We start from the raw sequence: 22228 nt of genomic DNA, 5'->3' as shown, positions 1-22228 counted from the left end.
GAGTGGACGGTACATCGGAGGAAAACCCGTCCTGAGCACCCATTGGTTCTGACGAGAAAGCGTTCCAACTGCATGCTCGCCGCGCTTTGCTCCTAAGCGGGCCAAGGGATTAGAAGCAGTAGCAGCATAACCAACAGGATGGCGGCTACCACGAAAGCGAAACCAAGCAGGATTTTTTCGGGCGGCAGGAGCTCTAGTTTTGGTTGATCCGCTGGCTCACTAGTCGAAAGCTCACTCTCTTCAATTCCGAAGAAGTCATCCGAAGACGAATCTGCCTTTCGACGCTCCGAAAATTGAACAACACTCGTGGGCTTTTCGTCCTCGGCCTTGCCCGAGAGGTCTCGAGACTTTTTCTCGTGCCTACTGGGACGACGGTGATGCATGGCTGTCTCCCTCCAGAGAGACGGCATGCGAAGGCAATTTCGACGCTAGGAGCGGCGTTCCAAAGTTTGGATCACGACCGCTTGTGCGAGCTAACGGAATGAGAAGGCATTGGGCTTGCCACAATCGCTGCGTGTGCTCATATCAGCTAATCATTCCAACCGGAGTTTACGGAAGTGGCGATTGGTACTGTGAAGTGGTTCAACGGACAAAAGGGCTATGGCTTCATCGAGCCCGAGAGCGGCGGCAAGGACGTGTTCGTCCATATCTCTGCGGTAGAGAGGGCTGGCCTCGGTTCGCTCAACGAAGGCGATAAGGTGAGCTACGAAGTCGTCCAGAATCGCGGCAAGGAAAGCGCGGAGAACCTGCGCGTGGGTTGAGGATTGGATTAAGTGAGCCGGGCCGGATGTACGCGCGCTCGCGATGTGGATGGCCCACGGCAATGCCCGGGCCATTTGCACTTTCTTCGGAGCGGGACGCTTTAAAGTCTGCGTAAAATGCAAAAAGGCCCGCCGGTTGTGGCACAGCGGGCCTGATCGGGACGGATCATGGGTTGGGCATGAGACCTGTTCCGACCGATAGATTGGATAGGGTCAGTACCCGATCGTGAACCGGTCGTCGTTTTTATGGCTCTTTTAAGTTGAGTCCTTCGACGAGCGCCGTCTCAATGTGCAATATGAGCTTGATATCCGCGAGCAAATTTTGATTGCCGCGAGGAGGCAACTCAGCAACCACCCCCGCTGAGTTTGCATCTCGTAGCCCGCTAAGACTTTCCGTTTTGGGAGTCGAACAATGCTGCATCGTGCCAATCCCATTTCGTCGCGTTTGTTGGCAGGCGAGGAAGCGCCAACAGCCGAAGATTTGAGTCCGGCCATATAGAAAGCATTAATGGTTTACGGCGGCGCGCAGCCAAGGCTCGGCATTGGTGATTATTTAGGCAGGCCGGTGGCGTACTCCGCTGCCTGTCCGGCATCATGATCGGACCTGAAAGAGTCGAAGCCAGTTCATAAGAGAGTTGCTGAGGAGTCGTTAGGGTCCTCCTTCTCCCCGGTTGCCACGATCTGAAGCGATCCGTCCGGCAACGGCCTTTGCAGCGCCTTTGCTTCGTCCCAGGGTGCCCGCATCCAGACATCGTGCTCCTCGCTCGTGATCAGGATCACAGGCATGGCCTTGGGGTGCACCTTGCCCACCTCGGCGTTGGGCTCGCAGGTCAGGAAGCCGAAGACGTCCGCAGTGATCTCGCCTTCCTTCGCTTTGCGCACGCAAGTCCAGTTGGTCCAGATGCCGGCGAAGGAGAGCAGCGGCCGACTATCGTCGATTGCGAACCAGGCCGGGACTTTCTTGCCCCCAATCGTATCGTATTCCGAGAACGACGTGAACGGCACCAGGCAGCGGCTTCCGGGGCCAAGCCAGCGTTGCCAGTGCTTGCTCGACGTGTTGCGGATGTTCGTCACTCCGCCGTCGGCGTCGAGGCAATCAGCTGCCCGCGCTTGTGGTGAGGGTTGAGCCAATCCCTGAAACCCAGCATGCGCTACGTCCAGACGATGCAGGCCAGCTTATCTGCTTCAATGCGAGCTTCCCGAGCCCCGCTGGGCGGCCAGCCGTCCTCGATCGCGTCGATGATCACGCCGTCGAATGGAATTGATCATGGCTTGTCGTTCCATGGTGTGGCCGCATTTCGATTTCATGCTGATCACAAATGCGAGGGTCGGCCGTGAGACCGCAGTTGGGGAACTGAAGCAGGTTTTGTGAATCAAAAATTCATCAGTCCCACGCCGCTCCCGTAGAAGCGAGATGCCGATGAACCAGTAGAAGTAGCCTGAATTGTTTAAATTGTATCAACAATTCATTTAGGCCGCTTGTGCGAGTTTGTTGTCCGTCTTGCTTCTCACGAAGAGGGGGATCACAAATGTCTGTGGCATCAAACATCAATATAGCTGTGGTGGGTTTGCCGGCCATCAGCGTGCTCTTTGGAGCGCTTGCGGGCCTTCGCTTTAAAATTCTCGTCCTCGTGCCTAGTGCATTGATGATTGCACTCTTTTCTGCCGCCGTACTTCATATGAACGATTTCGGTCCATGGAGCAGCATCGCTATCGTAACGGCTTGTTTGATCCTGAACCAGGCCGCGTACCTGATCGTCCAAATTTATAGTCCAACCTTCGCCCTACGCTCCAACGAGGTAGCCAACGGCATACCAAGCCGCTGAGGCGAGTAGGATGTCTAACACAATCACCGCCGCAATCAGAAGCAACCCCCGCTTTCTACGTAGCGTAGCAAGGCGGGTGTAGGCCTTGCGGGACGGATCAGGTGAGAAGCCACTCATGACACTCATAGCTCACTCAAGATGGGTCGCTGGTATGTCCCGTAATACTTGAGGCCGCTGTGTCATTCGTTCCTTCCTTTGTCGCGGCGATGTTTACGTTGAAGCAGTCGACCGACCCCGATGGTGGCGCCCGCGATTATCCTTCGTCTCCTCGGATGGGGCTGCGATTTGCGGATACTCTTGTTGCAATTATCGTCAAACTCAACTCAATTTCATGATGAAAATTCGAAGTTAATCTCAGTAGCTGCATTCAATTGTGCACCGCGCCACCTTCTCAACCGCGGGACCAAGCGAGCCCGACGGCGAGGGCGTTCCTGGATCGATGGCCGGCTGCCGCGTACATACCGCCGTCGAATACTGGCGATGGCTTCCCGGTGGCGAGATCGAGTTCACGATGAAGCGGCTTCGGAGCTCGGATTGATCTGTTGGACCTTTTGTCGGGCCGCGCGACTGATCGTTGCTGAGGATTTTAGGGCTCGGTGAGTAAAGCAGCGCCGTCGGCGAATATATTTCCGCCGAGCGGCGTTGAGCGTTTTTGCGGACACGCCGCCTCGGCCTGACGGGATGGGGCATACGACGGTTCCGCTTACGGACCGAAAGCGGTGACCATGATCGAAAGGTTCCCAATCAGCGCCTAGCAGGCTGTTGAAAAAGGCCAGTCGCGGCCGAGCTGTGAGCATGATTCATTGGCTTTGAAGCGATTTGGATCTGATGGGTGCGCGGTGGTGACAATCTGACTGGCGAGTTGTTCAGCTACGTTGATCTGGAGGCGCGGGTTCGGCGCGATCACCCGCTTCGCGCCATCCGGGTAATTGTGAATGAAGCGCTTGTCGCTTTGGAGCGGGAGTTCGCGGCGCTGTATTCGCCACTCGGGCGGCCGTCGATCCCACCCGAGAAGTTGCTCAGGGCGATGCTGTTGCAGGCGTTCTACTCGATCCGCTCGGAGCGGTTGCCTATGGAGCGGCTGGAATACGACCTTCTGTTCCGCTGGTTCGTGGGCATCGGCGTCGACGATCCAGCCTGGGACCATTCGGTGTTCTCGAAGAACCGCGACCGGCTGCTTGAGGGCGACATCGCGGCCAAGTTCCTGAGTGCGGTGCTGGCCCAGCCCAAGGTGGAGAAGCTGCTGTCGAGCGATCACTTCTCGGTCGACGGCACGCTGATCGAGGCCTGGGCTTCGACGAAGAGCGTCAAACCGAAGGACGGCTCTGGCGAGCCGCCGGCCGGCGGCGTCGGGCGCAATGCCGAAGCCGACTTCCACGGCGAGAAGCGGACTAACGACACGCATGCTTCGACCACCGATCCGGACGCAAGGCTCTACAAGAAGGGCAAGGGCAAGGAGGCGAAGCTATGCTTCATGGGTCATGGGCTGATGGAGAACCGCCATGGCCTGTTGGTCGACGCCTGCCTGACGCTGGCCGGCGGACATGCCGAGCGGGTGGCGGCGTTGCACATGATCGAACCTCGCGCCGACCGGCCCCTGGCCATCACACTTGGCGCTGATAAGGCCTATGACACGGAGGACTTCGTCAACGAGTTGCGCGCGATGAAGGTGACGCCGCACGTGGCGCAGAACACAAGCGGCCGAAGCTCGGCGATCGACGGGCGCACGACGCGGCACCGCGGCTATGCCATCAGCCAGCGTCTCCGCAAGCGCATTGAGGAAGCGTTCGGCTGGATCAAGATGGTTGCCCGCCAGGACAAGACCCGCTTCCGTGGCCGCGACCGCGTCGGATGGGCCTTCACCTTCGCAGCCGCCGCTTACAATCTGGTGCGATTGCCGAAGCTCATGGCGGTGCCAGCATGACCGCGCCGTCTCACGGCCACGCCAAACTGCTCAACGGCTCAATCCAGATCGCATTCGCCTATCACAACGGCGATCAAGCCATCCTCAAAGCCAGACAGAACACTTCTTCAACAGCCTGCTAGGAGTGCTCTAGAATCGCTGGGTGACGAACGTGGAAGGCCCTGGCGACAACGAGAACGTTGGCGACCGTCTCTCAGTAGCCGACGGTGACCAGCGCGCAGTACAGGCCGGCCGCAGCGAGGCTGATGGCGGCGGGACCAGAAGCGTCTCAAGCTGGTTTGTCGTCTTCTTTTGATCCACTGAACCAACAGGGAACCGCAGCCGCCCCGGATAAGCCGACCAGGCTATGAATCATGCCGAATTGCACGGCGCACGGAATCGAACTCGTGTTACCCGTTGCCCGCCTCAGAGATGGACGGGCGGCGAACCCTCAGGCTCTCCACAATGCGCTCACGCGCGCGTGAACGGGCGCCTTGCCGGGGTTGCTGTTCCTGGCCGCGCGCCCATGGTATCGCACTGCATTCCTCGGGAGGTCGAACATATGAGTAGCGTAAGGCAAGGCTGGGTTATCGGAGGCGCGGTCGTCGTGTTGCTGGTCCTCGTTTCCTCCTTTTATAACGGAACGGGCACGCATTACCGGCCCGCCGGGACTGCCGCAGCGCAATCTGAGTGAATTGAGCTGGTTTCAAAAACGAAGCCGCCAGACTCTTCACGGGCGATGGCGGCTTCTTCTGCACTCAGCTCTGAGCGCCAAGTCCGGGCGCATACCGCTTCATCATCGGTTCTTTCGGAACGGGATGATGCGGCACTTGTCCAACTCTTTATCTTTCTCCCGTACCAGCTCTTCCGGCGTTTTTTCCGGGTCCCGCTTGGGTCCCCGCCGGCGGGAAGTTCGAGCTGCTGTTATCGCTGCCCATGCCAGTCTCCTTTTCGCTGAGGGCAAGAACATGGGGCGATGGGCGCATGTTCCTAAGGGACCGCGTCCCGCGACAAAACTACGCGCCCCCACCCGCAGCGCAATCGCAGTGGCTCGAGTGCGCCGCGGAACTGAACTTTGCCTCCGCCCGCGCACTACGCGGGCAAACGCAGCAACTAGAGTTCGATGTCGAGTCCGAACGACAAGGTGCTACAGTTCGAAGGCCACGCTGGAGTCTGATATGAAGGCCGGTGTGCAGCCCAACCAGCAGCCCGGTGTGAAAATTCCGAAGAAGGACGAGAAGAACAAGGACGAGCCCTCAGGCACTCGGGGCGAAAGCTATAGCTGATTGATGCGCGCGCGGATGGACTGCCAGCTCTAAGGGGCTAGTGGTTTTTCACATCGGTGCGACCGCGATCTCTATGCGCGGTTTCTCCTTGTCGTGGCGAGCGCGACCGTCACCTGCCATATCTGGCTGTCGTCGTCATACGCGATGCCGTTGAGTGTGTTCGGAGCTCAATTTGTGGAAAATTATCCCAATCAGCTTTGCGCTTCGTGCCGAAATAGAGCGTCGCGTGCATGCCTACTCCGCCCTTGAGCGGCTTATCCGGCCACAGCGCGCGCACTTCCCACTGCGCCGCGACCGAGCTTCCGGCCTTGTAATCTCTTCTCGGATGGTTGCCGACGTGATGGTAGTCGTGGCGGGGAGGGGTCGCTGCAGAATAGCTGACTTCTATTCCGTCACTTACGCGTTTTGGTGGGCAAGGCAGCGATGTTCTATCCCACGCCGGGTAATAACGCTGCCGGAGGTTGCCGGGTCGCCGAAAATGAACGGCTTGGCGGCACTCAGGCCGCTCGCGCGCGCTGCCTTTCCATTCGAGACTGACCGCTACCCTGGCGCCCGCGCCGGCATGGGCACCACGTCGGCAGTCTTGCGCCCCTCAAGACTTGCGGCTATCCGCTCGCTGACAAGATCATTGAGCGTCCGCACCGGATCGTCGGCCTTATTGACATAGCGGTGCGTCATCGACAGGTCGCTATGCCGGAGCAGGTCGCGCACAAGGAAGGCGTTCGCGCCGGACTGTCCGGCATAGGTGCCGACCGTGTGGCGCAGAACAGACGCCGGATCGCGTCGAGGTCCTTGGTCATCGAATAGAGATTGCCACATCAAAGGACCTACGAGCATACATCGTATCCGCACGTCATAAAGATCGACAAACCGATTATCGGCCAGAGCAAAAGCATGATGAGGCTTGGCAACAGTTTGACCAAAGCCAAGATTCCATCTTCGTACCAGGCCCAGCCAAGTGCGGCTGACCATATGCACAGCGCAAGCGCGGATGAAATGAAAGCGCCGATCAGACCGGTGCCTGCAAATATGGCCGCAGACGGCCCGATCAGTCCGAGTGCACCGATCATAGAAGGCCAATTGGTGTGTGACTTGATCGCTCGCCTGACCACCAACATGAAGGCGGATCGTTCGCCCCGATCGGCGTTTGGCGCAGGACCGAGATACCGGTCATGCGGTGATCGTCTGAACCATTCCGTTACGCTCAACCCAGAACTCCTAATCTGGTCGCGCTGCAAGACCAGGGCGGAACGACGGGTTAGCGCGCGAGACGTTCATTCGACGCGCCAGCAAGCGCGTCGGACGGCGAGGACGTAACTAACACGATGGCCGGATGCGGCGTACATGTCAGAGGTTGTATCCTGGCAGAGCTACCCGGCGGCGATATCGAGTTCACGATGAAGCGGCTGCGCAGCGCGGATTGAGCGTTCGTGAGCGAAAAGCGTCTTGAGACGTTGGCCTGCCCCTATGAGGTGGTCCGGTTTCAGTCTTAATGCATGATCGGCTTTTCGGCCATTGTTTGCGCGGCTGGCGGAGGCGATCCGGGTGGCTTGGACGACCATAGGATTGCCAGTGCCGGCGGTTTGTATCCGAGCGATGAGTGTGGTCGCTCGGTGTTGTAGTAGCGCCGCCATGCCTCGATGATGACCTTGGCCTCGGCGAGGCTGTAGAAGATCTCACTGTTGAGCAGTTCGTCGCGAAGCTTCGAGTTGAAGCTCTCGCAGTAGCCGTTCTCCCAAGGGCTTCCGGGCTCGATGAACGCGGTCTTGGCGCCGACAGCTGCAATCCACTCTCGCACTGCCTTGGCGATGAACTCCGGCCCGTTATCAGAACGAACGTGGCCGGGCACGCCGCGTAGGATGAACAGGTCCGACAAGACGTCGATGACGTCGGTCGAGTTGAGCTTGCGATCAATCCGGATCGCCAGACATTCTCTGGTGAACTCGTCGATGATGTTGAGCATGCGGAACTTCCTGCCATTGTGGGTCCGGCCCTCGACGAAGTCATAGGACCAAACATGGTTTGGATGCTCGGGCCGAAGCCGGACGCACGATCCGTCATTCAGCCAGAGGCTGCCTCTCTTCGGTTGTTTCTGAGGAACCTTCAGCCCCTCCCGCCGCCAGATACGCTCGACACGCTTGGCATTCACCGTCCAACCCTCGGACCGCAGCATCGCCGTGGATCCTGCGATAGCCATAGCGGCCGTAGCGTGAGGCCAGACGGATGATGTCGGTCGTCAAGGCCTCTTCATCCGGTCGGCTTTGCGGCTTCTTGCGCTGGGTCGAGCGATGCTGGCCGAGAGCCTTGCAGGCAAAGCGCTCCGAGACGGAGAACTTCACCATGACATGGTCGACGCAGCGGCGACGGCGGGAGGGGCTCAAAGGCGCCTGGGGCAGCGACAACGACCGGGAGGTCGATGGCAGCCATATGACCGATGCCACGCGGAAACGGTACAAGCGATTCGACCGCTACGGCCGCAATCCCGATGGCAGGCACGTGGACATGGAACGCGGCTTCGGCCGGAGCAGCCGTCGGCTCATCAACCTGTCCGATCAGCAGCGCGAAGTTCTGGCACCCCGCGTCACCTGGGGCGAGGTGCGGATATGAGCGACCCGGACAAGGCGGAGGTGGCGAGCACGTTGAGCGAATTCGGCAACATGCCGCTCGCCGCGCTCGATGATCCCCGCGTGAAGCGAGACTTTCTCGACTGGCGTGAGAAGGTTGCTCGGTCATCCGGTCAGCGCGAGGCGGACAATCGCCTATCAGCTATTTCAGCGATGCTGACCTGGGCCGTCGAGCGCGGTCAGATTACGGCGAACCATCTAAAGGGATTCAAGCGCCTCTATCACGGCGACCGTTCAGAGAAAATCTGGCTGCCGGAGCATATTGACGCCTTCATGAAGTTAGCGCCAATCGAGCTACAGCGCGCGCTCATCCTCGCTCTTCATTCGGGCCAACGCCAAGGCGATCTGCTCAGACTACCGTGGTCGGCCTATGACGGTTCATCAATTACGCTGCGACAAGGAAAGGCGACCAGGAAGGGCGTGAAAGCCGCTCCTATCACCATCCTCTGCACGGCCACGCTGCGCAGGATGCTGGATACCATGCCGCGCACCGGGCTGCTCATTCTCAACACTAAGACCGGTCAACCGTTCAAGAAGCGATGGTTCGCCGAACAATGGGGGGAGGCCGCGATCGCGGCAGGACTCTCCGATCTGCATTTCTACGACCTGCGCGGTACCACGATCACCATGCTTTCAGAGGCAGGCAATACACCGCAGCAGATCGCCGCCGTAACAGGCCACACCATCAAGACGGTTCACCAGATCATCGAGAAGTATCTCGCGCGCACGAGGCATCTTTCGGACGCGGCGATCCCCAACTTCGAGAACTCACCGCGAACAAAGTTTGCAAACCAACTGCAAACCGTCGCTCATGCATCCGCGGGTAAGAAAGGGAAACGCAATGCCAAACAATAGGTTGACTGGCGCGCCCGAAGAGATTCGAACTCCTGACCCCCAGATTCGTAGTCTGGTGCTCTATCCAGCTGAGCTACGGGCGCGTTTGTCGGCAAAAATCGCTGAAATTCACAGTGCTTGCGTTTCGGGAACCAGCGTCCCGAAGGTGCGCCATTGCTAACGGCTCTCGGTCGGCTTTGCAAGCGGTGCGGCTGCACCGGCAGCGCATATGATGATTCGCGATGGAGGGCGCGACAAGGCTGCTTTCTAGCCTAGCAGGCTGTTGAAGAAGTGTTCGGTCTGGCTTTGAGGATGGCTTGATCGCCGTTGTGATAGGCGAATGCGATCTGGATTGAGCCGTTGAGCAGTTTGGCGTGGCCGTGAGACGGCGGGTCATGCTGGCACCGCCATGAGCTTCGGCAATCGCACCAGATTGTAAGCGGCGGCTGCGAAGGTGAAGGCCCATCCGACGCGGTCGCGGCCACGGAAGCGGGTCTTGTCCTGGCGGGCAACCATCTTGATCCAGCCGAACGCTTCCTCAATGCGCTTGCGGAGACGCTGGCTGATGGCATAGCCGCGGTGCCGCGTCGTGCGCCCGTCGATCGCCGAGCTTCGGCCGCTTGTGTTCTGCGCCACGTGCGGCGTCACCTTCATCGCGCGCAACTCGTTGACGAAGTCCTCCGTGTCATAGGCCTTATCAGCGCCAAGTGTGATGGCCAGGGGCCGGTCGGCGCGAGGTTCGATCATGTGCAACGCCGCCACCCGCTCGGCATGTCCGCCGGCCAGCGTCAGGCAGGCGTCGACCAACAGGCCATGGCGGTTCTCCATCAGCCCATGACCCATGAAGCATAGCTTCGCCTCCTTGCCCTTGCCCTTCTTGTAGAGCCTTGCGTCCGGATCGGTGGTCGAAGCATGCGTGTCGTTAGTCCGCTTCTCGCCGTGGAAGTCGGCTTCGGCATTGCGCCCGACGCCGCCGGCCGGCGGCTCGCCAGAGCCGTCCTTCGGTTTGACGCTCTTCGTCGAAGCCCAGGCCTCGATCAGCGTGCCGTCGACCGAGAAGTGATCGCTCGACAGCAGCTTCTCCACCTTGGGCTGGGCCAGCACCGCACTCAGGAACTTGGCCGCGATGTCGCCCTCAAGCAGCCGGTCGCGGTTCTTCGAGAACACCGAATGGTCCCAGGCTGGATCGTCGACGCCGATGCCCACGAACCAGCGGAACAGAAGGTCGTATTCCAGCCGCTCCATAGGCAACCGCTCCGAGCGGATCGAGTAGAACGCCTGCAACAGCATCGCCCTGAGCAACTTCTCGGGTGGGATCGACGGCCGCCCGAGTGGCGAATACAGCGCCGCGAACTCCCGCTCCAAAGCGACAAGCGCTTCATTCACAATTACCCGGATGGCGCGAAGCGGGTGATCGCGCCGAACCCGCGCCTCCAGATCAACGTAGCTGAACAACTCGCCAGTCAGATTGTCACCACCGCGCACCCATCAGATCCAAATCGCTTCAAAGCCAATGAATCATGCTCACAGCTCGGCCGCGACTGGCCTTTTTCAACAGCCTGCTAGATTTCGAAACGGGATCTGGAGGCGTGGCCTGATCGGCAGGCGACAGCGGCGGAGAGGAATCTTCACGATCCATGGCGAGATACCGCGCCCGAACTGTTTTGTTCCGCTCAATTTTCGGCGAGAGACTCAAATCAACCGCTTGGCCGCAAAAAGGCAAATCAATACCGAGGCGGAGGTTATCCCGTGCCGCCCATATTGATCACGGTACCGTACAATGTGGTAGAGATCGAACTAGCAGCGGCAGCCGCGGTCGTTGTCCGACCACTGTTTTTCTTTTGAGATTTCTTCGCTGCCATGCTGATCCCGATGGCCAGAACGATCTGACCGACGCACTCCCTGTCGAAGTTGATCTTCGATCATGGCGTATTCTTCGCACGCAACCCGCCAGAAAGGCTTAACGGCGATGGTGAACCAAACGTCACCGCAGCCGATGGTTTATAAATTGCTTTAGAACCTGCGATGGCTTCACGCACCCGCAATAGGTCGTGCCCATAGCGGCTTGCTCCATGTCGGCAAACGCTGCGCTCTGCATGGATTTACGCGCGCATACAGCTCGGCTTCCGGGCAAGGCTAGTTTTTCACGATCCACCAAGGGCTGGCTGTAGATGAGCATCCCGCGGCATCGTTCCGGTGCGCTTCACCCGGCGAGGCTTCGGGGGCGGATCAAACATAGGCGCCAGACGTTCGTACAGCATCGCTGCCATGGCCTCACGCTTCGGGACTGCCTTGCAGTTTGCCTTCGCCATCTTGGCGAGTTCGATCGATGTTGTCGAAGGCTTCGATCCAAGCCAGTCCATGGTCGGACCACGACGGATGCGCCAGAACAAGATCACTGACGCCCTGAATTCCAGCAGCTGTCAGCGCGCGTTCATTGCCAGATGATTCCACGATGGTGCGTAGCGTGATGATGACATGCCCGTCGCCGTGATCAAGAAGCATCCGGCGGAGCGTCTGGCCAGCCTTGGTGCGCAACGGACCGGTGGGCTCATGACATTGGGCGATCGTTATTCCGAGATCGGCGCAGATGCTCTCTATCGCGCTCATGCTGCTTTCTCTCCACCTGTGTGCAATCAGGTGTAAGAGCACGACTAACGAATTGCAACGCGGCGCGCTTAGCGCACCGAATCTTCTTCAATGACGATGACCTCGCTCGTATCCGGGGGATCACTATCATTGTACGCGCACGGCGCGCCGTAGCCGCACGCGCAGCCTATCTCATAATCATACGGCCTGTAGGGATGGTGCTCGCAGACCCAGCCGATACCGCGGCAGATGGGGCAGTTCTCGTTCATGGGTGTCCTTGTGCGAAAAAAAACGGGGCCCTCATTAGGCCGAGCGCGAAGCTGTGGTCTCCTTTCTCGTTCGGATCCTTCGACATGAAACTCTGCTCGCTTCGCGCGCGCGGGTAATGCGCGGGCGGACGCAAGTTCAACGAATGCACAAATTTTTGCACGGTAGGAACGCCTGCGGATAGGGCCTGTTGTTCTTCCATACGCACAGGGAAAGGAGATGCATATGGGCACCGATAGCAGCACCAATTTTCCTCCGGCAGGTGAGCCGAAGGAGGACCCGAAGAAGACGCTCGGTAAGAGCATGGAGGAACTGACCGACGAGGCGGATAAGCACCTCTCCGAGAAGGAAAAGAAAAGCGGCGAGAGCATAAAGCACGCCCCGCCCGGCAGGAGCGATATCATTCCTTAGCGCCCAATGCTAACTACCGAGGAAGCCGTCAGCACCCGCAAGGGGCTGGCGGCTTTCGTTTGCGAGCAGAGCCCATCATTTCTGAGGCTGCGTTACTGCGCTCGGCGTCTTCTCGCTCGGATGCTTGCCGTAACCGGTGTAGACCGAGAGGCCGATCAGCAGCAGGACTATAGCAACACCGATAATCCAGCCGACCGTGACTTTGTTGACACCATTCATATGGTCGCCCTCTTGGGAGATCGTCGATCCGGAAATACCGTAGGGCATCACTCGTGACAAAGCTGTTTGCCGTCGTCCGTGCGGCATGGCACCGAGATGACGCAGGAGAGAATAAACCATAATCTCAGAAGGAAACGTCCGGGCCGAGCGCCTGCAACCAGCGTGGAATGGAACGCGTTATGCATTGCACCGGCTTTTGATCCCTGGTGAGAGGATAGCGACATGAAGAAGCTGATGATGATTGCGACCGCGGCAACGCTTGGAAGCGCGCTCGCCATATCGGCGCCAGCCCAGGCCCAGCGATTCGGACCGGGTCTCGGGGGACTCGCCGTCGGCGCGGGCGCAGCGGCAGGGTCCTACTATGGCCCGTACGGGTACTACGGCGGAGGCCCGTACCACGGATACAGACCGCTTTATTACGGCAGCTGGGGTGGCTATCCTCCATCGTATTATGGCGGATTTGCTCCGGTCTATTACGGCGGGTGGGGCCCCGGTTACTTCCGCGGAGTTCGAGGCTGGGGCTATCGACGCTACTGATCCGAGCTGAAGCACCGGAGGGATCGCAGTGAGGTCCCTCCGGGACACGGACGCGCCTGCATGCGTGGCCAGTCTAACACGTCCACGTATAGCATTCACCACCAGTGAAGAGCATCAGTTCGCGCGGCCCTGCTCACCGGCTTGGTGCAGGTCTTCAAGTTCATCGACAATCTTGAGAAATTCAACCGTGACCAGCGCGGTGATATCCACCTCGCCGCCGTCTCTGACGCTGACACATGAAAATCTCGCCGTACGCATCGTGGCAAATAGCGGCGCCACCAAATCGGCAGAGAAAACCGAGAGCACGAAACTTCCTATGAGCTGGTTCGCGGCTCGCGCAGCGAAGCAACGGGCTTCCAGCTCAGCCAAGGAGTTGTACTTCTCGCGCGCTGCCAAGGATAACGAGTTCATTGTTTTTGCTCCTGCGCAGTTCTTGCCTTGTGGTCGGTCATGATCTCGACGCACGTCGCAACGCATTCATTGCAGATCGCCGAGTCTGATCCTTTGGTCACGACCAGAAAGTCGATAAAGGCCTCCATCTTTCCGCAGAACGTGCAGAAGCGCTGAGCGGATTGCGACGGCTCGCTTTCATCAGAGCCCATCCGAAATTCTCGAAGGCGCCGCGCCCAGTGATCGACTCTCATTGCCCACCCGATGAAGCCGCGCCAACGTCCGGCGAGGATTGCCCAGATGAACCGGGACCATTGCCGCTAGATGCTATCGAGCTCACCAGCTTAATGGCCCGCTCCATTTTCTCGACCAAGGTCGTAAAGTATGAGCTCGGCTCGACTTTCACATTGATGATGTTCATGTCAGAGCTCGGCTTTACCTCGACGTCCACCCTCGCCGGAGTCTGCGCGCCCCTATCGACAGGCGGTGGCGACCAGCTCTCACCCTCATTGCGAGGATCTGGCATCGGAAATGGAATCCGCTTTCCGCTCCGCATGCGCCGAGGATCGCGAATTGGGCGCGGGACGATGTCATCCGGGAAATCCGGAATCTGGTTGCGGGGATCGCTCGTCGGCATCGGGATTTTTCCCTCGAGCGGGGCGTCGTTGCCGCGCAGCCAGTTGATGAGCTTGCCGCCGCGGGATTCGAGCGGGATGTTTCCGGCTTCTATGGTGGACGTGAAGCGCGCCAGCGCATTGGCGAAACTATCCATCCGCCCAATCACGAAACTCGTATTCCCCACAGCGGTCGCGAAATCGCCCAATTGCTTTTCCACTCCCTGCCACGCAATGCCGGCATCGCGGTGTTGCAGCTTGTCGACTTCGTCGACGTTGGTTTTCCTATGGCGGGCTTTCTCGACAAGGGCTGCATCGAGCAGGTTTGTGATGATCTGATCGGATGTGTTCTTGGCTGAGAACATTTTCGTGGTTTCAGTTTGGACGGTCCGCTTGTCGTGTTCCGACATATGCTCACCGAAATGCACGCCCTTTGCTTCCAGCCGAGGCTTGATGTGCTTTCCCTGACGGCGGACGGAACGAAGGACTGGCAGACAGGTGCAGGAGACAATGCCCTATTCAATTTTGTTCGCTCCACGTTGAGCGCTAGAGCGCGGGCAAAAAAATGCACCGGAGACTTGGGTAGACCTTTGACTTAAATCAAACCATATAGTTGACCGCTTAGGGCACGCCTCGGAGCGGCGGCGTCCTGCTGTGCCGATGGATGGACTGCACAATAGCGGCTTCGAGACAAAGATGGAAAACTCGGCACTTCGTATTGGGTAGGCCTGGGATCGCGATGGTCAGAGTTTCGGGAACGAACGAATCAGGTGGCACCTGCCTGGCGTAGCGTGATCCGCGCCAATTCGGAGGGACGACCAAGGCGCAGCGCAAAGCCCGGCCACAGCGCGGTGCCATTGTTCACGTAAAGCGTCATCCCGTCGACGTCGTAGCGACCCGAAACGTAACCGGCATTGGCGCGCGCGGCCAACCGGTCGACACCCAGAATCTGCCCTCCGTGCGTGTGTCCGGACAGTTGCAAAGCCACGCCGAGCTTCGCGGCGTGGCGTGCGTCGCTCGGCTGGTGGTCGAGCAGGATCACAGTGACGCCCTTGGGAACGCCTTCGAGGACTCCTGCAAGGTCGCGGACAGGGTGTCCGATGTGGCGCGACGCCCTGTCGGTGATACCGGCGAGAACCAGCTTGCTTCCATTGCGATCGAGCACAATGTGCCTGTTCTCGAGCGGCAGCAGACCCAACGCGGCGAAGTGAGCCATCCACGTCCTGTAGCCGAAGATGTATTCGTGATTGCCGGAGATCACGTAGACGCCGTCGGTCGCTCTCAGGTTTCGCAGCGGCTCGATGTCGGCTCGTCGCGCATCGAGCGTACCGTCGATCAGATCTCCTGTGATCGCGATCAGGTCCACGCCGAATTCGTTCGATCGCTCGACGACGGCGCGTGCCCAAGACGCTGGAAACAGCCGGCTAATGTGGAGATCTGTCAGTTGCAGAATTGAGTAGCCATCGAATTCGCGCGGAAGGCCGTGGATGCTGACTTCGATATCTTTGAGCGGTGGAATCCGCATCGCCTGGCGGACGCTAATCGCGGCCGCGACAGCTGCCAACGCGGCCAAGCCGTAGGGGACGTCGTCGGGAACGCTCAAGATGCCGCCATGGATCAGAATTCCGAACAGAAGTCCGACATCGAGCACCAGTTGCATCAGCGCCAGCAGGATGATCGCCGCAAACGCCCAGTTGAAGACGACGACCACCGGGCGCGTAAACTCCGGAGAGAATACTGAGCCAGATGAGAGCTCGCTCCAGCGGTGAAACTGCAACACGACCAACGCGAATGCCGCCACCACGATCTTGATCGCTAGCGGCAGCTGCAGCGGCCAGATGAAGCGGGTCAGGATCAGCAGATAGATAAGACAATTACTAGTCGGGGAATCGGGTCGCTCCGGATTCGACTCATTTTGGCTTTCGTATACGAACATCTATCTCGATCCAAATTCGCTGTGGCGTGCGTCTCAAGGTCGATACCCTACACATGCCATATCTTCCCGAGCCCTGCGATTTCGGGTCCGGAACACTGAGGCAAATACGTCAGCACTCACCGGGGCACCATTCCGCGGAGAGAGGTTTGGTCCGTAACCAGATCACATCGGGGCTGTTCGAAGCGCATTCATCACTTTTCGTCGAACGGCTGTTGATTTCTCAGAATGAGAATTGCGCCGTCAGAATGCACCCTGGCGTTCTCTGCGTCAGAGTCCTCAGGATCGTCATCTTCGTCAGGGTCGTCATCCTTTTGCGATTCCATGTCCGCAACTGAGCCACCAACCGATAACGATAGCGGTATAATAGTAGCTAAAACGGTACCGCACCGATGAGGATCTAACTCCCTCTGGCACTCAGTCGTCCAAGCTGCTGCTCAACGGCATGTGATGGAGAAGGTCATGTCCGTGTTGGATTTTGTTGAGGCGTGGTGGCTTTCGGTGCACGCGCTGCTGGAGTCATACGGTGTCCTGGGGCGTTTCGAGAAATCGCCAAGCGACCGACCGAATCCTTCTTGCAGTCTGAACTTACGTCGCGGCGAGCAAGAAGCTGACCTTTTGGTATGGGGGTCTGGAGAAGCGGAGTTATCGACCTCAGAGCCCGATGGCTCCGTCAGGCAGCAACATTTCGACGATATTCGGAGACAAGCAGATTTGGCGGCGGTGCTGTCGCGATTTGTAGTCTTGGCGAGGCAGCACTGACTTTTTCAACAGCCTGCTAAGCGGGAGAAGCGACTTTTCTCCACCTGCGTTATATCGCCAGGAACGGGCTCCACAGCCCATGTGATCCCCGAACCCGAATTGGCCCGCCGATTGGAGTCACAGCGAACCTGATCGGGACATGGAAAGCTGATTGATTTTAAAGTGCCACCGATGCCACGATGAAGCCGGACCCGACGAGGGCCGCCAAGACTCCAAAGCTGCCGAGAAAAAAGAACAGATCGCTAGCGCGCTTCTGGGCGATGTGATCATCTCTGCATTCATCCATTGCAACCATCCTACTTTCTAAAGCTCCACGTCGGGCCAGATAATGCGCGGGGCGGGGAAAGGGCTCCGCGAACTGGATCGGTGTGCTGAATCTGCGCCTAGCTGCCGCTTTCCCCACTTATGGTCGCCAAAGCCGCTCTGTTGAGCCTCGGGTCCACACTCTTGGTCGATCGAGATTGCGCCTGGGCGATGTGGGCCGCGCTTCAGTGCTTGGTCCGGGGTTGATGATGTGCGCGGCGGGGTAGGCCATGTCAGTGGACCGCCGCAAGGAGGCCAGTTGACTACGGTGCAGATTTGCGTTCCCCGTTGGCGGAGCGGCGTCCCTCGTGGGCGCACAAACAATAAGAGGGATGGCTATGCCTAGCACCGGACGGCGCTTTTGGACCTTGAGCGGTCGTGGCATGAAGACGATTATTGCCATTGCTGTTTTGATGTCTGTGACGCCAGCTCTGGCTGATAATAGCTATATCTCCGAGAGTGGAACCTGCCCTACCGGTTACGTTCTTAATGGGAGATTCTGCATAGCTATCGAAACCGGATATGAGGTTCGCTCATGTCCGAGATCAACATTCCAAAGTGGCACTTTCTGTAAGGTGAAACCCGATCCCGCGTATCATCTCCTTGATCAATGGTTTTCAGATCTCGGCTTTCGGTCTCGATAGCCCAGTGACCAACGAGCGCTGGCTTATGGCGCGCGCGCCGGTTCATTTCAAAACCAATCTGCTGCGTTACCGCAGTTAGACGACATTGCTTAGGCAGCGGGCTAAGGCCGCGTCTCTCACCCATCCCTCGTCAGTTTCCGCTTTCCCCAATTGTGCCCCGGATTGCCAATCGGTGGCAGTGGCTCGCCGTGCACGGCCTTTGAGAAGACCATGCGCGTTGTTCGCCGTCATGATCTCACCCACCTTTGGCGGTCCTCAGGATACTCTCAGCTTCGCCACCCTTTGTGCGGGTTCGCAAATCACCTTCCACGCGGACCCACTCTCCGTCGAATCTCTCGGACTGCGCGACGACTATTCCACTTTGCGGAGACGAACTGTCGAGGCACTCAGTTACTTCCGCAATTAAGCAATCCGGATTCTCGCCGAGCCAGCCTTACGATAGCAGCGGCCTCATCCGGGTACCTGCCTTCGTCTGTGAAGACGCCTTTGCTCTTGCGGACGGCCGTGACCCAGTAGTGATTGCTCATAATCTACCTCCGAATAGTCGCAAACATAGGTAGATTGCGATAACAGATGAAGTTACAGCGTTTGTAACCATTCGAGCGCCTTGACCCTCTCTCCACTGGCGAAGACCCTAATCTCAGGATGTGCAAAGTGTTGTGCTATCGTGGGGGCGATTTTCAAAAAGGCATCGTCCGTAACAATGGCAACGCGATCAATGTTGCGGTGGTGGTCGTGTACGAACTTCAAATGCTCCATAAGCGCACCGAAACTGTCCCATCCGGGAAATGACACTGCCTCAATTAGCAATCCAGTCAGCTTGCCCTTCTCGCGAATGTAGGGGTCTATCCTTCCGGAAATTTCACGGAAATCTTCAGCCGAAAGTGCGCCTTTCGGCTCCACAACCAGCACGCCAGCATCGCTGAGAAGCTCGAACCTGATCACTGGACGTTTTCCTGTTTTCCTCCGGCTAGTCCCGGACTTGGGACATGAGGCGACGATTGGCCTTGATCTAAGTCAAACGGAAGTGGGTTTCGCGCGCGAGCCACCATGCCGCTGAGTGACGATTCTTCCGGAGCGTGCGGAGCAAATTTTGGCCAAGGGGACTATCGGTACCGACCGTTCGCCTTCCCTTACGGCGCATCGGGCTAGCGCGTCAGGGGATGTCACTCGCTAGCGCTTTACCTCCTCGTAAAAGGACTTGGCAAAGCATCATTAGCGGCGCGCTCCGGACGTGTCGCTGGCCTCATCCAGAGGTAAGCTAGACAGTAGTCTAGTGCTCTGCTCGTTTCATCGCCTTGCGTGCCAGCGCTAGCCCCATCAGCACGAAGGCGGAGGTCACCTCCGGACCACCCACCACGATGCGGGTCGGAGTTTTCATCTTGTTCCATTCATAAGCCCTGAAGGGTCCGCGCCGCCCGCCTTCGCCGGCGTGGCTGACGATGCAGTTCAGCGCAGGCGTGAAAGCCGCCCGATCCGCGCCGAGATGACCTAAGGCGATGAGCGCCAGCGCCGCATCGAACGCGTTCATTTCGGCGGCGAGCAGGATGTCCTGCACATATACCAGAACCCGGCCGCGCATGTAGCCGAAGCTGTCATCGGGATCGATCGCCTGACGGGCCGCATCCGGCAGCATCGCGAATGCGGCGTAACAGCGTCCGAAGTAGGCGCAATAAAGCTCCGGCAGATAGTAGATATGCGATCTGGGATCGCTGAACGCGCCGCTCTCGACCAGGCGCCTTTGGAAGCGGATGATCCGCTGCACCGTTTGCAAGCGTTGCGGCGTCTCAAGAATGCGCCACCGCGAACAGTTGCGAAAGCTAACCTCGAGGACATCGAGATTGAGGGTAGGATCGAGATCGTTGCCGTAAGGACGGTCGCCCGCGAGATTGTCGATCCAAGTGACGATGCCGCCGTCGTAATCAATGTTGTCGTTCAATGGCACAGTCACAAGCGGTTCATTGGCGCCGCTATCGACCTGATAGCCGGCGTAGAAGTCGAGCAAGGGCTGATCAAGGATCGGATCGTTCGAGCCGACTTGCGTGGCGGCCGAAAACGAACAGGCCGTGGTGTCGCAGTCCGGGACGTAAATGCCGAAGCCGAGATTCTGCTTGATATGTGTGAAAAACCGGCTAAACCGCGGATGGGGATTCGGCGCCAGCGCCGTGATCACGCTGACCCGGCTACCGTCGCGCGAGAACACCTCCTCGCGGCTGGTTTTAAGGCAGAAATCGATCATCTCATTGCTCGCGCGGCGGATCGCATCGGTTTCCGCAAGCGTGGCAAGACCGGTTTCGACAAAACTCAACAGCGCCTCGGTGAAGAATGCGTCGTAATAGGCCGAGCGATGGCGGATCTGAACCGGCTCCCACATCGGTTCGGCGATGCCGCGCCACGGCGGATTGATCACCTCGCGTGCCGGCGACCGCGCAATGAAGACCCGCGCTAGATTAAAGAGCAGCGTCGAGTTCTTGTAGCCGCGCGCGTCGAGCCCGGTAAGGGCGGCGAGAAAATCCCGACCACGCAGATCTGGATCGCCGATCAGGTTGAACGCCGCAAAGGTGGGGATGAACCCGTTGTTTCGGAATGATTGAAGCAGATGCGCGCCGCAGGTCCGGATAACGCGCTCGATATCGGCAAGGCTCGGCTCCGCCGCAGAGCGGGACATTGCTCCGGGCCGGGGATGGTTCAAGGTCACCGTGTCCAGTAATGCGGCCACCGGTCGGCCGATCGTCGCCCAATCCGGCGTTTCATCGTCCCGCGCTTGTCGCAGCGCGTTTTGCAGTCCCTGAAAACAGGCCTGGTCCCTCAGTTCTGGCAGGCCGGCACGCCGCAACAGCGGGCGCAGTGCCGGATTCGCCAGCGCGGTCTTGTAGAATCTGGCGAGATGGCCGTCGCCACCCTGATGGCGCAACAGCACAGGATCGCACACATCGTACAGCGTCGGGCCGTCCTTACGGTTCGTCAGCGCGCGGTAGACAGCGCCGGCCACATGGCGAGCAGTCATGATTTTCTTTCGGCGCCCCCATGCGCGCTCAAGGCTTGTTCCAGCCAAGCTATTGGAAAAATTACACGAAAATAGTGAAAAATAACAAATGGCGACCACCAAGCCACGGCATCCGGCCATTCGGTAACACCTGCTTGATTATCGGACGCCCGGCTTCCTAACTTTCGCGGCCGTAACGTTGCTTAACCAATTGTGTTTCCAATAAATAAAGGTTTCATGTTGCTCATTGGGAAGCCGCAATGTATGACCCTTTCTCATGCTGCGGTGCCGCAAAACGAGCGTAATTGACCGCAATAGGTCAAGCGCTCCCTGAAACCAATCTGGCGTTGGCGCGACTTACAAGCGCAATTGAGCGCGACCAGGAATTAATTGTTATGAAGTTCGGGCAGTTTCGCGTTTCCCCACGGTCTGTCACATTGGCCGCAGTCTTCGTCGGGATGGTATCGCTGGCGATCGGAGCCCATGCAGCCTTTAACAAGCGCAGCCTGGAGGTCGCGAAGGCCCTCGACGTCGAGGACACGACCGGCAGCATCGCCGTCAAGCCGTCGCGGGTCGCGCTGGTGATCGGCAACGGGCATTATCCGGATGCGAACCAGCCCTTGAAACAGTCCCTCAACGATGCCCGGGCGCTGGCAACGGTTCTGCGGCGCGACGGCTTCGACGTCATCATGGTCGAGGACGCCGACAAGGACGACATGTCCCGCGCGGTCCGCCGTCTGGAATCAAAGATCGGTCCAGATACGACGGCGCTGCTGTTCTTCAGCGGGTTCGGCATTCAGTCTGGGCGCGAGAGCTACATGATCCCGGTCAATGCGCAGATCTGGAAGGAAGCCGACGTTCGGCGCGACGGGCTCTCCGTCGAAACCGTTCTCGGGGCGATGAAGGAGCGCGCAGCCAAGGTCAAGCTCGCCGTGATCGACGCATCGCGGCGCAATCCGTATGAACGGCGCTTTCGCTCCTACTCGCACGGCCTTGCACCGATCAACGTGCCGGACAACGCGCTGATCCTGTCCTCGGCCACGCCAGGACGGGTCATCGACGAATCGAGCGGACAATACAGCCTGTTGATGGCTGAATTGCTCAAGAGTCTCGATAAGCCGGATGCGGACGCCGAAGCCGTTTTCAGCAGGACTCGCGTAGCGGTTTCGCGTGCGAGCGAAGGGGAACAGGTCCCAACCGTGTCGTCCTCGCTGGCTCAGGGCGTGCCTTTCAGGTCTGATGCGGCGGTGGCCGCGCACAAAGAACGATAGCTAGCGATGAGAGCCCTCCACTCTGATTGAATCAGAAGCAGGGTTCTCTGTTTTCGTTGACGCATTTC

22 protein-coding genes, 1 tRNA gene and 2 pseudogenes are annotated in these 22228 nt (G+C 58.8%); 11 read left to right on the top strand and 14 right to left on the bottom strand.

Going from position 1 to position 22228, the window contains the following annotated elements; all coding sequences use genetic code 11:
- Positions 1 to 92 precede the first annotated feature (92 nt).
- Positions 93 to 383, bottom strand: a complete 291-nt coding sequence (locus ACZ5IL_RS21085) for a hypothetical protein (protein ID WP_464594372.1) — start codon at positions 381 to 383, stop codon at positions 93 to 95.
- A gap of 174 nt (positions 384 to 557) precedes the next feature.
- Here ACZ5IL_RS21085 and ACZ5IL_RS21080 point away from each other — a divergent pair, with 174 nt between their 5' ends.
- Entirely contained in the window at positions 558 to 761 is a 204-nt protein-coding gene (locus tag ACZ5IL_RS21080) for a cold-shock protein (RefSeq protein ID WP_464594371.1), read from the top strand.
- A gap of 624 nt (positions 762 to 1385) precedes the next feature.
- Here the strand turns inward: ACZ5IL_RS21080 and ACZ5IL_RS21075 are convergent.
- Positions 1386 to 1853, bottom strand: a pseudogene (locus ACZ5IL_RS21075) (SOS response-associated peptidase family protein); the annotation flags it as partial.
- Positions 1854 to 2290: 437 nt separating this feature from the next.
- On the opposite strand from ACZ5IL_RS21075, the gene ACZ5IL_RS21070 reads away from it, so the two are divergent.
- The 4 genes from ACZ5IL_RS21070 to ACZ5IL_RS21055 all read left to right on the top strand — a co-directional run bounded on the left by ACZ5IL_RS21070 (position 2291) and on the right by ACZ5IL_RS21055 (position 5184).
- Positions 2291 to 2587: a hypothetical protein gene (locus ACZ5IL_RS21070; RefSeq protein ID WP_464594370.1), complete on the top strand. Its 297-nt coding sequence runs from the start codon at positions 2291 to 2293 to the stop codon at positions 2585 to 2587.
- Positions 2588 to 3419: 832 nt separating this feature from the next.
- Positions 3420 to 4511 (top strand): IS5 family transposase, encoded by a 1092-nt coding sequence (locus ACZ5IL_RS21065; protein WP_464592499.1) that lies wholly within the window; start codon positions 3420 to 3422, stop codon positions 4509 to 4511.
- Positions 4508 to 4633, top strand: coding sequence for a hypothetical protein (locus tag ACZ5IL_RS21060; RefSeq protein WP_464594369.1), 126 nt, complete (start codon positions 4508 to 4510; stop codon positions 4631 to 4633). The genes ACZ5IL_RS21065 and ACZ5IL_RS21060 overlap by 4 nt, the downstream gene beginning before the upstream one ends.
- A 419-nt stretch (positions 4634 to 5052) precedes the next feature.
- Positions 5053 to 5184 (top strand): hypothetical protein, encoded by a 132-nt coding sequence (locus ACZ5IL_RS21055; protein ID WP_464594368.1) that lies wholly within the window; start codon positions 5053 to 5055, stop codon positions 5182 to 5184.
- 1132 nt (positions 5185 to 6316) lie between these two features.
- Here the strand turns inward: ACZ5IL_RS21055 and ACZ5IL_RS21050 are convergent.
- Together ACZ5IL_RS21050 and ACZ5IL_RS21045 are read right to left on the bottom strand one after the other, a co-directional pair.
- Positions 6317 to 6613, bottom strand: coding sequence for a hypothetical protein (locus tag ACZ5IL_RS21050; RefSeq protein ID WP_464594367.1), 297 nt, complete (start codon positions 6611 to 6613; stop codon positions 6317 to 6319).
- 652 nt (positions 6614 to 7265) lie between these two features.
- Positions 7266 to 8157 (bottom strand): annotated as a pseudogene (locus tag ACZ5IL_RS21045) (IS3 family transposase); the annotation flags it as partial.
- Here ACZ5IL_RS21045 and ACZ5IL_RS21040 point away from each other — a divergent pair.
- Together ACZ5IL_RS21040 and ACZ5IL_RS21035 are read left to right on the top strand one after the other, a co-directional pair.
- Positions 8117 to 8383 carry a hypothetical protein gene (locus tag ACZ5IL_RS21040; protein ID WP_464594366.1) on the top strand — a complete coding sequence of 89 codons (267 nt, stop codon included), beginning with the start codon at positions 8117 to 8119 and terminating at the stop codon, positions 8381 to 8383. The pseudogene ACZ5IL_RS21045 and the gene ACZ5IL_RS21040 sit on opposite strands and share 41 nt — an antisense overlap.
- Complete coding sequence (locus ACZ5IL_RS21035; protein ID WP_464594365.1) at positions 8380 to 9255, top strand: tyrosine-type recombinase/integrase; 876 nt, start codon at positions 8380 to 8382, stop codon at positions 9253 to 9255. The genes ACZ5IL_RS21040 and ACZ5IL_RS21035 overlap by 4 nt, the downstream gene beginning before the upstream one ends.
- 6 nt (positions 9256 to 9261) lie before the next feature.
- Here ACZ5IL_RS21035 and ACZ5IL_RS21030 read toward each other — a convergent pair.
- The 3 genes from ACZ5IL_RS21030 to ACZ5IL_RS21020 all read right to left on the bottom strand — a co-directional run bounded on the left by ACZ5IL_RS21030 (position 9262) and on the right by ACZ5IL_RS21020 (position 11844).
- Positions 9262 to 9338 (bottom strand) — tRNA-Arg (locus ACZ5IL_RS21030).
- A gap of 289 nt (positions 9339 to 9627) precedes the next feature.
- A complete protein-coding gene (locus ACZ5IL_RS21025; protein WP_464592499.1) occupies positions 9628 to 10719 on the bottom strand; it encodes an IS5 family transposase in 1092 nt (363 codons plus the stop codon).
- Between the two features lie 789 nt (positions 10720 to 11508).
- Positions 11509 to 11844, bottom strand: coding sequence for a hypothetical protein (locus tag ACZ5IL_RS21020; protein ID WP_464594364.1), 336 nt, complete (start codon positions 11842 to 11844; stop codon positions 11509 to 11511).
- 471 nt (positions 11845 to 12315) lie between these two features.
- Between ACZ5IL_RS21020 and ACZ5IL_RS21015 the strand changes: the two genes are divergently transcribed.
- Positions 12316 to 12501, top strand: coding sequence for a hypothetical protein (locus ACZ5IL_RS21015; protein ID WP_464594363.1), 186 nt, complete (start codon positions 12316 to 12318; stop codon positions 12499 to 12501).
- Between the two features lie 75 nt (positions 12502 to 12576).
- On the opposite strand, the gene ACZ5IL_RS21010 is transcribed toward ACZ5IL_RS21015, so the two are convergent.
- Positions 12577 to 12768 (bottom strand): hypothetical protein, encoded by a 192-nt coding sequence (locus ACZ5IL_RS21010; protein ID WP_464594362.1) that lies wholly within the window; start codon positions 12766 to 12768, stop codon positions 12577 to 12579.
- Between the two features lie 174 nt (positions 12769 to 12942).
- Between ACZ5IL_RS21010 and ACZ5IL_RS21005 the strand changes: the two genes are divergently transcribed.
- A complete protein-coding gene (locus ACZ5IL_RS21005) occupies positions 12943 to 13257 on the top strand; it encodes a hypothetical protein (RefSeq protein ID WP_464594361.1) in 315 nt (104 codons plus the stop codon).
- Positions 13258 to 13371: 114 nt separating this feature from the next.
- Here ACZ5IL_RS21005 and ACZ5IL_RS21000 read toward each other — a convergent pair whose 3' ends face one another.
- From ACZ5IL_RS21000 to ACZ5IL_RS20985, 4 genes are all read right to left on the bottom strand, one after another.
- Positions 13372 to 13734, bottom strand: a complete 363-nt coding sequence (locus ACZ5IL_RS21000; protein WP_464596987.1) for a hypothetical protein — start codon at positions 13732 to 13734, stop codon at positions 13372 to 13374.
- Positions 13665 to 13859 (bottom strand): ClpX C4-type zinc finger protein, encoded by a 195-nt coding sequence (locus ACZ5IL_RS20995; RefSeq protein ID WP_464594360.1) that lies wholly within the window; start codon positions 13857 to 13859, stop codon positions 13665 to 13667. The genes ACZ5IL_RS21000 and ACZ5IL_RS20995 overlap by 70 nt, the downstream gene beginning before the upstream one ends.
- A gap of 38 nt (positions 13860 to 13897) precedes the next feature.
- Positions 13898 to 14626: a hypothetical protein gene (locus ACZ5IL_RS20990; protein ID WP_464594359.1), complete on the bottom strand. Its 729-nt coding sequence runs from the start codon at positions 14624 to 14626 to the stop codon at positions 13898 to 13900.
- 401 nt (positions 14627 to 15027) lie between these two features.
- A complete protein-coding gene (locus tag ACZ5IL_RS20985) occupies positions 15028 to 16197 on the bottom strand; it encodes a metallophosphoesterase (protein WP_464594358.1) in 1170 nt (389 codons plus the stop codon).
- 459 nt (positions 16198 to 16656) lie between these two features.
- Here ACZ5IL_RS20985 and ACZ5IL_RS20980 point away from each other — a divergent pair, with 459 nt between their 5' ends.
- Entirely contained in the window at positions 16657 to 16956 is a 300-nt protein-coding gene (locus tag ACZ5IL_RS20980; RefSeq protein WP_464594357.1) for a hypothetical protein, read from the top strand.
- 1526 nt (positions 16957 to 18482) lie between these two features.
- On the opposite strand, the gene ACZ5IL_RS20975 is transcribed toward ACZ5IL_RS20980, so the two are convergent.
- Complete coding sequence (locus ACZ5IL_RS20975) at positions 18483 to 18848, bottom strand: SpoIIAA family protein (protein WP_464594356.1); 366 nt, start codon at positions 18846 to 18848, stop codon at positions 18483 to 18485.
- Positions 18849 to 19176: 328 nt separating this feature from the next.
- Positions 19177 to 20910, bottom strand: a complete 1734-nt coding sequence (locus ACZ5IL_RS20970) for a hypothetical protein (protein ID WP_464594355.1) — start codon at positions 20908 to 20910, stop codon at positions 19177 to 19179.
- Positions 20911 to 21284: 374 nt separating this feature from the next.
- Between ACZ5IL_RS20970 and ACZ5IL_RS20965 the strand changes: the two genes are divergently transcribed.
- The gene (locus tag ACZ5IL_RS20965; RefSeq protein ID WP_464594354.1) at positions 21285 to 22160 is read left to right on the top strand and encodes a caspase family protein; all 876 of its coding nucleotides are present in this window, start codon (positions 21285 to 21287) and stop codon (positions 22158 to 22160) included.
- The last annotated feature ends 68 nt before the right edge of the window (positions 22161 to 22228 follow it).

The organism is Nitrobacter sp. CN101 (genome assembly GCF_055390255.1).
The sequence above is the reverse complement of the archived record's forward strand: the minus strand, read 5'-3'. Positions and strand labels throughout refer to the sequence as shown.

Coding starts and splice junctions, on each gene's coding strand:
- ACZ5IL_RS21035 (WP_464594365.1), top strand. CDS start 8,380: ATGAGCGACCCGGACAAGGCGGAGGTGGCGAGCACGTTGAGCGAATTC.
- ACZ5IL_RS21055 (WP_464594368.1), top strand. CDS start 5,053: ATGAGTAGCGTAAGGCAAGGCTGGGTTATCGGAGGCGCGGTCGTCGTG.
- ACZ5IL_RS21050 (WP_464594367.1), bottom strand. CDS start 6,613: ATGCTCGTAGGTCCTTTGATGTGGCAATCTCTATTCGATGACCAAGGA.
- ACZ5IL_RS21085 (WP_464594372.1), bottom strand. CDS start 383: ATGCATCACCGTCGTCCCAGTAGGCACGAGAAAAAGTCTCGAGACCTC.
- ACZ5IL_RS21010 (WP_464594362.1), bottom strand. CDS start 12,768: ATGCCCTACGGTATTTCCGGATCGACGATCTCCCAAGAGGGCGACCAT.
- ACZ5IL_RS20995 (WP_464594360.1), bottom strand. CDS start 13,859: ATGGGCTCTGATGAAAGCGAGCCGTCGCAATCCGCTCAGCGCTTCTGC.
- ACZ5IL_RS21000 (WP_464596987.1), bottom strand. CDS start 13,734: ATGCGTTGCGACGTGCGTCGAGATCATGACCGACCACAAGGCAAGAAC.
- ACZ5IL_RS21060 (WP_464594369.1), top strand. CDS start 4,508: ATGACCGCGCCGTCTCACGGCCACGCCAAACTGCTCAACGGCTCAATC.
- ACZ5IL_RS20970 (WP_464594355.1), bottom strand. CDS start 20,910: ATGACTGCTCGCCATGTGGCCGGCGCTGTCTACCGCGCGCTGACGAAC.
- ACZ5IL_RS21015 (WP_464594363.1), top strand. CDS start 12,316: ATGGGCACCGATAGCAGCACCAATTTTCCTCCGGCAGGTGAGCCGAAG.
- ACZ5IL_RS21070 (WP_464594370.1), top strand. CDS start 2,291: ATGTCTGTGGCATCAAACATCAATATAGCTGTGGTGGGTTTGCCGGCC.
- ACZ5IL_RS21040 (WP_464594366.1), top strand. CDS start 8,117: ATGACATGGTCGACGCAGCGGCGACGGCGGGAGGGGCTCAAAGGCGCC.
- ACZ5IL_RS21005 (WP_464594361.1), top strand. CDS start 12,943: ATGAAGAAGCTGATGATGATTGCGACCGCGGCAACGCTTGGAAGCGCG.
- ACZ5IL_RS20990 (WP_464594359.1), bottom strand. CDS start 14,626: ATGTTCTCAGCCAAGAACACATCCGATCAGATCATCACAAACCTGCTC.
- ACZ5IL_RS20985 (WP_464594358.1), bottom strand. CDS start 16,197: ATGTTCGTATACGAAAGCCAAAATGAGTCGAATCCGGAGCGACCCGAT.
- ACZ5IL_RS21020 (WP_464594364.1), bottom strand. CDS start 11,844: ATGAGCGCGATAGAGAGCATCTGCGCCGATCTCGGAATAACGATCGCC.
- ACZ5IL_RS20980 (WP_464594357.1), top strand. CDS start 16,657: ATGTCCGTGTTGGATTTTGTTGAGGCGTGGTGGCTTTCGGTGCACGCG.
- ACZ5IL_RS20965 (WP_464594354.1), top strand. CDS start 21,285: ATGAAGTTCGGGCAGTTTCGCGTTTCCCCACGGTCTGTCACATTGGCC.